General features: G+C 41.2%; 13 protein-coding genes. 3 read left to right on the top strand and 10 right to left on the bottom strand.

The features are described from left to right. Positions 1–83: 83 nt before the first annotated feature. Positions 84–1,340, bottom strand: a complete 1,257-nt coding sequence (locus GSR62_RS02190) for a hemolysin family protein (RefSeq protein WP_066023475.1) — start codon at positions 1,338–1,340, stop codon at positions 84–86. A 27-nt stretch (positions 1,341–1,367) separates the two neighbouring features. Further along, a complete protein-coding gene (locus tag GSR62_RS02185; RefSeq protein WP_035448397.1) occupies positions 1,368–2,807 on the bottom strand; it encodes an ATP-binding cassette domain-containing protein in 1,440 nt (479 codons plus the stop codon). Positions 2,808–3,049: 242 nt separating this feature from the next. Between GSR62_RS02185 and GSR62_RS02180 the strand changes: the two genes are divergently transcribed. Beyond that, positions 3,050–3,487: a GtrA family protein gene (locus tag GSR62_RS02180; protein WP_010688435.1), complete on the top strand. Its 438-nt coding sequence runs from the start codon at positions 3,050–3,052 to the stop codon at positions 3,485–3,487. Positions 3,488–3,539: 52 nt separating this feature from the next. On the opposite strand, the gene GSR62_RS02175 is transcribed toward GSR62_RS02180, so the two are convergent. The 4 genes from GSR62_RS02175 to rlmD form a co-directional block, all read right to left on the bottom strand. Continuing rightward, entirely contained in the window at positions 3,540–4,568 is a 1,029-nt protein-coding gene (locus tag GSR62_RS02175) for an NAD(P)H-dependent glycerol-3-phosphate dehydrogenase (protein ID WP_066023476.1), read from the bottom strand. A gap of 81 nt (positions 4,569–4,649) precedes the next feature. After that, positions 4,650–5,774 carry an AI-2E family transporter gene (locus GSR62_RS02170; RefSeq protein ID WP_010688437.1) on the bottom strand — a complete coding sequence of 375 codons (1,125 nt, stop codon included), beginning with the start codon at positions 5,772–5,774 and terminating at the stop codon, positions 4,650–4,652. A 97-nt stretch (positions 5,775–5,871) separates the two neighbouring features. Next, on the bottom strand, positions 5,872–6,417 hold the full coding sequence (ntdP, locus tag GSR62_RS02165) for a nucleoside tri-diphosphate phosphatase (protein ID WP_066023477.1): 546 nt from the start codon (positions 6,415–6,417) through the stop codon (positions 5,872–5,874). 125 nt (positions 6,418–6,542) lie between these two features. Then, the gene (gene rlmD / locus GSR62_RS02160; protein WP_066023478.1) at positions 6,543–7,913 is read right to left on the bottom strand and encodes a 23S rRNA (uracil(1939)-C(5))-methyltransferase RlmD; all 1,371 of its coding nucleotides are present in this window, start codon (positions 7,911–7,913) and stop codon (positions 6,543–6,545) included. A 107-nt stretch (positions 7,914–8,020) separates the two neighbouring features. Between rlmD and recX the strand changes: the two genes are divergently transcribed. Beyond that, positions 8,021–8,818: a recombination regulator RecX gene (recX, locus tag GSR62_RS02155; protein ID WP_066023479.1), complete on the top strand. Its 798-nt coding sequence runs from the start codon at positions 8,021–8,023 to the stop codon at positions 8,816–8,818. Positions 8,819–8,854: 36 nt separating this feature from the next. Here recX and GSR62_RS02150 read toward each other — a convergent pair whose 3' ends face one another. From GSR62_RS02150 to map, 4 genes are all read right to left on the bottom strand, one after another. Further along, positions 8,855–9,775, bottom strand: coding sequence for a YihY/virulence factor BrkB family protein (locus GSR62_RS02150; protein ID WP_010688441.1), 921 nt, complete (start codon positions 9,773–9,775; stop codon positions 8,855–8,857). An 11-nt stretch (positions 9,776–9,786) separates the two neighbouring features. Next, complete coding sequence (locus tag GSR62_RS02145; protein WP_066023480.1) at positions 9,787–10,302, bottom strand: LysM peptidoglycan-binding domain-containing protein; 516 nt, start codon at positions 10,300–10,302, stop codon at positions 9,787–9,789. A 60-nt stretch (positions 10,303–10,362) separates the two neighbouring features. Further along, positions 10,363–11,235: a UTP--glucose-1-phosphate uridylyltransferase GalU gene (gene galU / locus GSR62_RS02140; RefSeq protein WP_035448404.1), complete on the bottom strand. Its 873-nt coding sequence runs from the start codon at positions 11,233–11,235 to the stop codon at positions 10,363–10,365. A 157-nt stretch (positions 11,236–11,392) separates the two neighbouring features. Next, the gene (map, locus tag GSR62_RS02135) at positions 11,393–12,184 is read right to left on the bottom strand and encodes a type I methionyl aminopeptidase (protein WP_066023481.1); all 792 of its coding nucleotides are present in this window, start codon (positions 12,182–12,184) and stop codon (positions 11,393–11,395) included. Positions 12,185–12,343: 159 nt separating this feature from the next. Between map and GSR62_RS02130 the strand changes: the two genes are divergently transcribed. Beyond that, the gene (locus GSR62_RS02130) at positions 12,344–12,796 is read left to right on the top strand and encodes a flavodoxin (RefSeq protein ID WP_010688454.1); all 453 of its coding nucleotides are present in this window, start codon (positions 12,344–12,346) and stop codon (positions 12,794–12,796) included. Positions 12,797–12,827: the final 31 nt, after the last annotated feature.

Below are 12,827 nucleotides of genomic sequence, written 5' to 3'. Positions count from 1 at the left end.
AACTTCTCTAAATGTCACATATTATCTTACTTTAAAAAAAGGTCGGTTTCAACACTTAGTTAAAACCGACCTTTACTATATAATCAATTTTTTTGATCTTCTTTTGGATTCAACGCTCTAAACTTACGCCAACCTGAAAGCTCAGGTGGGATCACTGCTAAAACTTGCGTGATCCGAGCATCATCAACGATCTCAACTGTTTTCAACACTAAACCATCATCTTCGGTGACCGTCAAGACTTCATCGTCATCCGGGATCTTCCCTGTTTTAGCGATAATATAACCCGCAACGGTATCGATATCATCCATTTCAAGCTTCGTCCCAAATTCATCATTGAATTCTGTCAAAGTCATTTTCCCTTGGACGATAAATTCATTTTCAGCCACTTGCTCGATCAATTTATCGGGTTCATCGGATTCATCTTCGATCTCACCGACGATCTCTTCTAAAATATCTTCTAAAGTCGTCAAACCTACGACCCCACCATATTCATCTAATAGTATGGCCATTTGGTTTTGTGTTTTTTGCATCCGCAAGAGCAACTCATCGACTGGCATTGTTTCTGGTACAAAGAACGCTGGATGCATCACCTGTCGGATCGTCAGCCGCTCAAAGCCATAACGCCGCGCCCGCTTTAACACGTTTTTGATATGCACGATCCCAACGATATTGTCTTTATCTTCATGATAGACTGGGATCCGCGAATAGTCCATTTCTAAAATACTGTCGATATTCCGATCATTATCATTTGTGATATCGATCATGAACGCATCGATCCGTGGTACCATAACTTCCCGTGCCGTTTTGTCGTGTAAAGATAAGACACCATTTATCATCTCAAAATCAGTCGTATCCAATTCACTTTCTTCACGCTGCCGTTGAATATTTTCTACGATCGTTTCAAAAGACATCTCTGTTGGCTCGTTGATCTGACCTCTTTGCTGAACTAATGCAACTATCTTAGTAAGTGGCCATAAGATCACATTTTCAAGTTTGAGTAACCACCCTAACTTTTGGCACAATAAGCCACTATTTTCGACTGTCACTTTGCTAGCCAGGCCAAATTCTAGCCCGATCAAGCCCAAAACTAAGACGATCAAGGCTACGAGCCCCCAAGTACCTCTGACGATCTGCGTTATACTAGCCATAGCTAAGAAGCCAAATGCGATCTTGCTTAAATAGGCTGCGATCCAGCTGTTAGCCCGATAATTTAGGCTATCTTTTTGGGCATCGGTGCTCTGACGCAATGCCTGCTCCCCAATTACATTTAAGCTAAATACAACGACCGCGATCAATGCGATCATTCCCCATAACAGGGGCTGTCCAGGATCTGATCCCATACATAAATCACCTTTTCTTAATTAATTTTATTTCGGTACATAAAGTGTTTCACCAGCTGTTAGATCAACACTTGAACCTAAATTATTCAATTCTTGAATTTTTTCGACTGTAGTTGCATATTTTGCAGCTAAAGACTCGAGCGTATCACCATCAGCCACATTGATCGTTTGCGCATCGGCTTGGGCTGAAGATAAGCTAGCGGCACTTTCGCTGCTTGCTTTAGCTGCGCTCTCACTACTTGCCTTAGCTGCACTTTCTGAGCTGGCTGCAGCTTGTTTACTTGCTTCTTCTTGTTTACGTTGACTCTCTTCTGCCGCTTTTTGAGCACTCTCACTCGCTGCTTTTTGGCTAGCTTCTTTAGCACTTAACGCTTTAGTTTTGCTTTCACTTAAAGAAGCAGCCTTTTTTTGTGAACTTACTTTAGCGATACTTGCTGAATTTCCCTTAGCTTTCGTTGCATTAGAAGCTTGGGTCTTTTGGTACCAAAAAACGCCACCAAAGACGAGCACTACTAACGCTAATAAAGCAAGGATCACTTTAGAATTGACACGTTTAGCTGGTTTATCTGTCTGCGTGGCTTTTTCGCGTTGTACAGGGTCGTTACCGCGTTCAACAAAAAATTCCTTACGCATCCGAGGCTCATCTTTGCGCGTATAACCATGCTTGAATTGTTCACTCTTGAACACTTCATAAACCTTATTGATGTCAAAGTTGACCTGTTCTGCCTGTTTTTCTGCTAAGTAGTCATTTTTTTCAGGTAAGGTCAAATTAGCGATCCATTCACAAGCATATTCATACTGTCTGACCACTTCTGTTGTTGCCCCAAAATCTTGTAAGACACCAAATTGTAAAAGTGCCGCACGTTCACAAAGCGTCTCGATGATAACTGGACGCACTTCAGAAACGATAAATGTAACACCGGTATCCTTTAATTGTTGGATCTTTTGCACGGCTTTAAAGTAGAAGTTCCGGTCGACTGGGGATAAAACTTCATCTAAAATTACTAATTCTGGATCAATGAATAATACGATACTCAAAGCTAACCGAGCATACATCCCCGTCGAATATTCTTTGACTGGACGATACAATAATTCACCGATCTCAGAAAAGTTGATGATCCCGTTAGTATAATGGTTACCCTTAAATTCATCAATGTCAGCCTGAGCGATCGCTTGACGAATATTTTCAAGCCCCGTCTTTTCGGGGTCTAAACTCGTACAAGAAGCATAGGATCTTTTGGCCTTAGTCGTGATAAAACCCGTTGTTTGTTTATCTTTTTGGCCCAAGATCTTCATCAAAGCCACCTTGCCCGAGCCGTTATCACCGATCACACCGACCGCTTCACCATCATTTACAGCTAGGTCGATCCCACGTAATTCCCAAAAGTTTTTTACATCGTGTTTTTCTTTTTTATCTAAGAGCAACGGCACGCTCTTAGTAATATATTTGATTTCTATTTTTGCCATACTCTCTCACCAATTACCTTATCAAATTAAGCTAGTTTCAATAGTACAAAATTGCTTTCCTAGCGTCAACTAGAAAGCTGAGCGAATACAAAATTTGCACTAAAACATGTGTTTCCACTATAATATTAAGGTTAGTTGCTATTTTACGCAACTCTGACCCTAGACTAATGGAGACGGTAGTAAACAAAATTAGGAAAGGAAAAGCTATATTTGACCAGATCCTATATAGCAGCTTTACCAACTTGAAAAAACTCTATCGTAAATATCAAAACTTCTTTTCTTATACCTTCTTTGGGACTTTAGCTAGTGCTATCAATGTTATCTTATTCCATATCTTGGAAAAAGATCTTGGTTTCAACTACTTACTCGCTAATTGTCTTGCTTATATCGTTGCGATCATTTTTACCTTCGTAACTAATAAACATTGGGTCTTTGCTTCTAAAAATACGACCTTGAAACAGACGCTCCAAGAATTTGTTTCATTTTGTAATGTTCGGCTCTTCTCGTTTATCTTGGATCTTGGGCTGATGTTTACCGGTGTGCAACTCTTAGCGCTCTATAAAGATCTGGCCAAAATACTCGATCAACTCATTTGTGGTATTTTGAATTACTTCTTTAGTAAATGGTTCATCTTCAAAACGACCGCCAAGATCTTACCCAAAGAAGTCGATGAAGAATAACTAAGCTATACTAAAAGATCCGCCCCAAACATCGGGGCGGATCTTTTCCTGTTTATTTTCGTTTTCCGATAACTTCAGATTTACTATCGCGAGTCATCAAACTCCCAATCTCTTCTTTGATATCAGCTTTATTATACAAAACGTTGTAGATAGCTTCTGTGATCGGCATTTCAATATGCTCTTCACGTGAAAGATCATAGGCTGCCTTCGCAGTATTGACCCCTTCAATGACCATGCCCATGTCTTCAATAACTTCATCAAGCGGCTTGCCTTGACCAAGTTGATCACCACAGCGCCAGTTTCTAGAGTGCACTGAGGTACATGTCACGATCAAGTCACCAACACCAGAAAGACCCATAAATGTCAATGGACTTGCTCCATAAGCCATGCCTAAACGGGCAACTTCGGCTAACCCGCGTGTCATCAAGGCCGCTTTAGCATCATCCCCATAGCCTAGGCCATGTAAGATACCAGCCCCGATCGCGATGACGTTCTTGAAGGCGGCCCCAGTTTCAACACCGACTACATCGTTATTGGTATAGATCCGTAAGTAGTTATTAGTAAACATGTCTTGGACTTGCTCAGCTGCTTTTTCTTCTTCACTAGCAGCTGTGATCAAGGTGATATCATGTCGCGCAACTTCTTCGGCATGACTTGGACCAGACAAGACAACGATGCTTGAGCAATAACAATCCGTCAATTCTTCGTGGATGATCTCAGAGATCCGTTTATGCGTACCGATCTCTAACCCCTTGCTGGCATGGATCACCATTGGACGTTGTTTTAACTTAGCTAAAACTTCTTTGACTTGTTTAGCCACCAAGCGTGTTACTTTAGTTGGTACAACAAATAAAATTGCATCGGTATCAGTTAAAGCTTCTTCCAAGTCTGTCGTTGCCCGTAGTTTTTCTGAATACTTAAAGCCAGGCATATATTGTTCATTTGTATGCTTTTCATTAAGCTCTGCCGCCTGTTCGACAACGTTTGTGTAAAGTGTGACATCATGTCCATTTTCAATTAAAACGCTCGCAAGAGTACTACCCCACGAACCGGCACCTAATACTGCTATTTTTTTTGTCATAAAATATACATCCCTACTTATAAGATATTTTCAATACAATTTCAAAATACCACAAATCGTGGTCCCTGGCAACTTAGACACTTAGGCATCTGTGTCGCTGTTTTGGAGTTTGATAATGTCATAAACATACGTCACAACGACCTTTGAGACCGCATAAAGTGGGATCGCCAAGATCATACCTAATAGACCAGCAATATTTCCAGCTGCTAATAAGATCATGATGATCGTCAACGGATGGATATCTAACGACTTACCGATCACGTTTGGATAAACGAGATTACCGTCGATCTGTTGGACGACCACACAGACAACGATCACTAAGATAACTTCTTTAAATGACATTGAAAGTGCGATAAAGATCGCTGGCACCAGTCCGATATACGGTCCAAGATACGGAATGATATTCGTGATCCCCGCAAACATGCCGATCAAAAGTGCATATGGGATCCCGACCAAGCCATAGCCGATCGCTGAAAATGTTCCGACAAACAAACACTCGATCACTTGACCCGAAATATATTTAGCGATCGTATCACTCATTTTTACCAAGAGATCCCCGATAACATCAGCTTGTTTAGCTGGTAACATGCGTTTGATATTTGGCAAAAGTTTCGGTCCGTCTTTCAACATGTAAAAGAGCACAAACGGAACCGTTACGATCGTCATTGTGATACTTGTCACCGCGCCGATCATTGAACCCAAACTCGAGGTCAATGAACCCATAAAGTTCTTCAAGATACCATTGAGTGAATCTTTGATATTATTGATATATTCGGTCAGATCGATATTGTCGGCCCAATCTGGGCGTTTAGAATTACGCGCTAATTCAGTTAAGTATGCTTGAAGCTCACTTAAATACTTAGGTGTCCGTGCGACTAATTGTTCGACCTGTGTCGTTAATTTAGGAACTAAATACGCAACTGTCAAGCCGATCAAGGCAAAGAACAAGAGAAAGACGATCGTCACTGCCCAAGTGCGCCCGATCTTAAACTTTTTATACTGGACTTTAGTAAGTAAATTGACCAAAGGGTTCAGCGCATAAAATAAGAACCCGGCGATCAATACCGGCGCAAAGATCGTTGAAATGAAGATCCCGATCGGTTGAAAGATAAAACCTATCTGGGTACAAACAAAGATCAACAATGCGACCAACAACAACTCAAGTGACCAATACATCAAACGATAACGTCTTTTTTTATTAAACATAATTTTTCCTTTCTGTTTCTTTTGGTCTCCCCACCTTTGGATATAAAAAAAGGGACTGCGACTTCTATCACAGCCCCAAATGGTTATAAACAGGCAATTACTGCTGGCGCGACAATTCTAAATAGCGATTATACCAAATCTCGACATATTCTTTTGAGAACGGTCCCTTGCCGTGTTCGATCCAATCGACTAGAGTCTTAACATTGTGCTTTAATATCAGATCTGTTTTAGCCGGATATTTCCATCTAGCACTGTGTTCAGCATACTCGTCTACATCGAGTAACCGTTTTTCACCATTAGGAAATACTTTTACATCCAGATCGTAATCTATATATTTGAGAGCTTCCTTATCTAAAACCATCGGTGAGGCTAGATTGCAGTAGTAGGAAACCCCGTTATCACGAATCATCGCCACAATGTTAAACCAGTAGTGCTTATGGAAATAAACCAGAGCTGGTTCACGGGTGACCCAACGCCTTCCATCAGCTTCTGTAACTAAAGTGTGATCATTACATCCGATCAAAGCATTTTCACTTGTCTTGAGTACCATCGTATCGCGCCATGTCCGATGTAGGCTGCCATCGTGTTTATAACTCTTGATCGTAATAAACTCGCCTTCCTTTGGCCCATTTGAATGACGCATATAACTTCCTGCTTTCTATAAACAAGGGTGTAGTTACACCAATATCATTTCAATTATACCAAAGATTGCAGAAAATGCCTATGACAATATAACTGGGACCAAAATTCTTCGAGCACTATTTTTTACTAGGCGCGTTTAACTAATTTAACGACTGCTTCAGCCCGCGCTGTTTGTGGAAACATATCGACCGAGCGAATATATTCAACACGATAAGCTTGGGTCAACGCCACTAGATCACGCGCTAAAGTCGAAGGATTACATGAAACATAGACAAACTTAGCTGGACGATATTTTAAGATCGCCTTGATCAAAGCGTCATCTAGACCGGTTCGTGGGGGATCGACGACTAAAGCATCAAAGCTAAATCCTTCTTTGATCCATTTTGGAATGACGTTCTCGGCTTTACCGGTCGTATAAACAGCTTGACGCCCAGCTTTTTTGGCATTTAGTTGCGCATCGGCCACGGCTTCGGGCACAATGTCCATTCCTCGGATCTCTTTAGCATCCTTACCCACATATAATCCGATCGTACCTACACCACAATAAGCATCGACCAAAGTCTCATTTGGTGATAATTCTAAAGCTTCTTTGACTTCATCGTATAAGACCTTAGTTTGGAGGGGATTCATTTGGAAAAAGGCACGCGCTGACAATTCAAAACTAACATCGCCCAATCTTTCAGTGATACTTTCTTTTCCCATCAATAATTGTGTTTCTTCGCCCCAGATCAAAGAGGTATTTTGCGGATTGATATTTTGCATCACCGATACTACTTCTGGTAATAACTGCTTGATCTCAGGCAACAGTTCATTTTTGCGGGGCAATTGCGCTGTTCGGGTTATGAAAACCAGTTGCGCTTCTCCCGTCGCAAAGGATTCCCGGACGACTAAAGTTTTAACTGTCCCTTGATCCTTGCGTTCATCGTAGATCGGGACTTGCCATTTCTCTAGTAACTTTCGAACAGTATTTATCACTTTCATCGTCAATTCACGTTGCGTCGCAAAAGTCGGTAGGTCAACTAAAATATGGCTATTTTCTTTATATAAGCCAGCAATGACTTGCCTTGCTTTATTTTTACGCACCTGAAATTGAGCCTTATTGCGGTAGTGATAAGGATCAGCCATTCCTAAAGTCGGCCGAAGCTCATATTCTTTATAACCAGCTGGCCGATACTTAGCTAAAGCCTGAGCGATCACATCTCGTTTAAATTCCAATTGAGCTGGATAAGCTAAATGTTCAAGTTCGATCCCCCCAACATCATATTTATCCACTGGTTGGACGCGATCTGGACTTTTTTGTTTGATCTTTAACAAGCGCGCCTTGGCATATTTTTCTTTAGCTTCTGTCACACTCGCTAAGACGACTTCTCCTGGTAAAGCTTTAGGAATAAAGACGATCTTTCGCTTATAATATCCGATCCCCTCACCATTTATGCCTAAACGCTTGATCGTCACAACAATTTTTTGGTCTTTTTTCAATCTGACCCCAGAGGCCATTTTGGGCTTTACTCGTTTCACACTAAAATTCCTTCCATTTTTTATCTTTGAAATTATAACACATTAAGCTAAGATAGTAGTAACATCATTAGAAAAGAGGAAAATTGATGGCTAAAAAAATCACTGCGATTGTAACACAAAAGAAAGCCGGACGTTTCAACATCTATTTAGACGGTAAATACGCTTTTCCCGTCAGCGAAGATGTTTTGATCAAATATCGTCTCGCTAAGGGCCTCGAACTTGATGAAGAAATGATCGAGTGCTTACAACAAGCCGACTTGCTCTCTAAGGCCTACAATAAAGCTTTAGATCATCTCAGCTATCAATTGCGCACCAAAAAAGAGATCCAGACCTATTTAACTAAACTTGAGATCCCTGAAAATGACCAAGATCAGATCATTTCCAAGTTAGTCGAACTAAATCTCTTAGATGACTTGACCTATGCTAAAAGTTACGTCCGCACAGCGGCTAAGACAACGGATAAAGGACCGTTTGTGATCGCACAAAAGCTTAAACAAAAAGGGGTAGCTGAAGAATTTATCAATGAGGCTCTCACCGAATTTAGTCTCGAGCAGCAAGTCCAGACTGCATTTAAGCTAGCTGAAAAATTTGTCGCTAAAAATAAAAAACTGGCCTTTCAAACTTTAAAAAATAAACTCTATCAACACCTTGCAACTAAAGGGTTTAGCAGTGAGACCATTAGTTTGGTGCTCGAAGAATTAGCCCTTGAAAAAGATGATACGCTTCAACTTGAGGCTCTACGTGAACAAGGCGCTAAACTTTTACGGCGTTATCAACGTTATCCCGAACCAGAACGTTCATTTAAATTAAAACAAGCCCTTTATCGTAAAGGCTTTTCCTTGAGTGAGATCGAAGGCTATCTAGCTGAACTGACCGCAGAATAAATTAAATGCCAGCTGCTAAAACGGCTGGCATTTAATTTATTTAGAGCCACGTTTCCAATTAAAGAAACGCTTGACTGAACTATCATTGAAGTGATCTAAGGTCCGTTTAGACCGGATCGTACCGTATTTGCGCTCTTCCAAAGTAGCATTGATAACTGCTCCGACCATGATCACTAAAGCACTGTAATTCATCCAAAACAGCAATACGATAAAGGTCCCGATCGTTCCATAACTCAAGACCGACCGCGCAAAATAACGTACATAGATACTAAAGCCTTGGGTCAAGAGCATCCATCCTAGCGTCGAAAATAAAGCTCCGACCCAAAGATAGCGTAAATGGACTTTCGCATTTGGGACTAACAGGTACAATAAACACATGATCAAAAAGATCCCTAAAAGTGTCGTTGGCCATTTCAATTGGGTAAAAGTCGTCAACCAATCCAAGGGCAACCCAAAGATCGGGATGAGATATTCTAAAACTAATTGCCCAAAACTGTATACGATAAAGGCGATCACCAACAGCGCTCCGATAAAGATCGTGATCAAAAATGATAAGATCCGCTGGGTAAAGATCCCCTGATCATTTCCGACTCCAAATGCTTCATTGAAAGCTTTCTTTAAGGCATTTATCCCTCGACTAGCCGCCCAAACGGAGATGACCCCACTGACTGAAGCGACCCCACCTGAAGAACCATTGCTCAAAAAAGTTTCTAATAAGGGTTCCAGCGTAGTATAGACCGCCTTCGGAACTGCCATTTCTAAATAGGGTAAGATCTCACTTGCTTTGATATGCAATAATGGCAAAATATTTCCGATAAAAATGACCATCGGAAAGATCGCAACTAAGGTATAATACGCGATCACGATCGCAGTATTACTGATATTAGCGCGTTTAAAATTTTTACTCGCAATTTTGTAGAAAGCATCCAACTCTTGTTTGACTGTCTTAAATTCCATTACATCCTCATTTACTCTGTTGCAGCACTACGCGTTGACGTCTGTTGTTCTTGCATTGGAACTTTAAGCGTCACGCCCGCAGCTACCCGTGAACTTTCAAGATCGTTCAACTCTATTAGTTCTTGGACCGTTGTATTGTACTTAGCTGCGATCGTTGAGAGATAGTCCCCTGACTGGACAGTATACGTACCATAATTAGAATTAGAACTTGAACGCTCACTTTCACTAGCTTTTTTCACAGTTGAGCTTTGGCTTGGATCTGCTTTAACAGACTCTTTATCCACTACTTTTGCTTCTTCTTTTGTCGAAGAACCATATTTTTTAGCCGCCAGTGCTCGTTGCTTGTCATATTCTGCTTTTTGCAACTTTTCATTATCACCAAAAGCACTAACTAATCTACTATGGACCGTCTCATTTTTCCATGCAATAACACATACTAATAATACAACTAGCACAGCCGCCCCTATTTTCAATACTAACGCTAAACCACGTCGACTGCGTTTGTCGTGATGATGTTTACGTGTCATCTAAAATTCCTCCCCCTAGCTGAAATTAAAAAAGCTGGGATCAGCCCCAGCTTTTTTCGACTATTTAAGTGTCTTGCCTAATTCTTTGATATATTCTTTCAATTCAGCTTGTACTTCTGGGTGGCGCAAACCAAATTGGATCGAAGTCTTAAGATAGCCAAACTTGTAACCAACATCGTAACGTTGACCCTTGAACTCGTGTGCAAATACGCGTTGGATCTTGTTCAAGCGATCGATCGCATCTGTCAATTGGATCTCGTTACCAGCGCCTGGTTCTTGAGTTTCAAGCATCGTAAAGATCTCTGGGGTCAATAAGTAACGCCCAATGATCGCCAAATCAGATGGCGCCTTATCAACATCTGGTTTTTCAACGAATTGTTTAACATCGTATAAGCCAGGTTTGGTTTCCGAAGTTGGATCGATGACACCATACTTGTTGACTTCTTCGTGTGGCACTTTCATGACAGCTAAAGTTGAAGCATGTGTTTCATCGTAGCGATTCATCAATTGTTTTGTCAATGGCACTTTGTCTTCCATGATATCATCACCGAGCATGACCACAAATGGCTCATTGCCCACAAAGTCTTTGGCCATTAAAACTGCATCACCCAAGCCACGTGGATGTGATTGGCGGATAAAGTACAAGTTGATATCAGTCGTTTGTTCGACTAGACGTAACAACTCAGTCTTACCCTTTTCCTTTAAGTTTTGTTCCAATTCAGGAACTGAATCGAAGTGGTCTTCGATCGGACGTTTACCTTTACCGGTCACGACCAAGATATCTTCGATCCCAGATTTTTTAGCTTCTTCAACGATATATTGGATCGTTGGTTTATCGATGATTGGCAGCATTTCTTTAGCCAAAGCCTTAGTTGCAGGCAAAAATCGTGTCCCTAAACCAGCGGCAGGAATAACTGCTTTTCTTACTTTCATTTAATAATACCTCTTTAAAATTTTTTACGTCCCACTATAGTCACAATGGTAACGCTTGAGCATTCCAAATTTAATTATACCAGTGTTACCCAGATTTACAAGCTATAACACAATTCGAAAAATTACGTCTCACTCTACTATCTCTTTTAACAGCCCACTATGGACGGTAGAGATATTTTGCATCAATATCTGGATCTTGTGAGGTCAAGATCTTAGGACCATCCTTAGTGATCACGATCGTATGCTCATATTGGCAAGACAAACTACCATCAGCAGTCCGAGCGACCCAACCATCTGGATCGCTCATATCAGCCCGCCAGTCACCGATATTGACCATCGGTTCGATCGTGATCGTCATCCCTTCACGCAATCTAACGCCCTTACCTGCTTCACCATAATGCGGTACATTTGGACTTTCATGCATTGTTGGCCCGATCCCGTGACCGATGAATTCACGAACGTCGCCATAACCATTTTCTTCCTCAACGTATTTTTGGATCGCAGCCCCGATATCGCCGATCCGGTTACCGACTTTTGCTTGGTCGATCCCAAGATACATCGCTTTTTTTGTCACTTCCATCAAGCGTTCAACTTCTGGTGTTGCTTTGCCCACTACATAACTCCAGCAAGAATCACTAAACGCTCCATGATAGTCCACTACTGTATCGACTTTTACCAGATCGCCTTCTTTTAAGATCAAGTTCTTACGTGGGAAGCCATGACAGATCTCATCATTGACACTGACACAAGTTGCATATTCATACCCTTCAAACCCGATCTGAGCAGCAACTGCATCGTGTTCTTTAAAATACTTTCTAGCAAATTCTTCAATATCCCAACTCGAGATCCCTGGTTTGATGATGTCGCGCAAGCCTACATGCATCCCCGCTAGGATCGCACCAGACTTTGTCATTGCTTCGATCTCGCGTGGTGATTTTAATGTGATCATATATATCTAAATTCCCTTCATAAAATTCTTTGACCCTTTCATTATACCTTTATCATTTGAGTTTTTAAATATCTTATCCTTTCTGGGAAAATATTTGTTATCAATTTTGGTATAATAGTCCTTGTAACTAAACATTAAATATGAAAGAAGGATAATTTTATGGCTACAGCTAAAGTTGTCTTTGCCACGATCACTGGCAACAATGAAGATATTGCAGATATTATCGCACAAGCACTCGAAGAAAAAGGAATGGACGTCGAAGTCGAAGAGATCTCACAAGCCGATCCAGCTGATTTCGAAGAGGTCGATCTCTGTGTGGTCTGCCCCTATACTTACGATGAAGGTTCACTTCCTGATGAAGGGATCGATTTTTACGAAGAACTAGCCGATGTCGATCTAACTGGCAAAGTTTACGGTGTGGCTGGCTCTGGCGATACTTTCTACGGTGAATATTTTGGCTTGGCAGTCGATAAATTTGGACAAGCTTTAGAAAATGCTGGGGCTAAACAAGGAGCTCAAAACGTCAAGATCAATTTAGCACCCGATAGTGACGAAGATATCAAACGTTTGGATGATTTTGCCGCAGCTTTAGCTCAAGCTGTCAATGCTTAAAGTTAGATCCATGACAAAAACTGATCTGAGG

It is taken from the genome of Ligilactobacillus animalis, from assembly GCF_009933595.1.
GTDB classification, from domain to species: Bacteria; Bacillota; Bacilli; order Lactobacillales; family Lactobacillaceae; genus Ligilactobacillus; species Ligilactobacillus animalis.
This window is presented reverse-complemented; position numbering and strand designations above follow the sequence as displayed.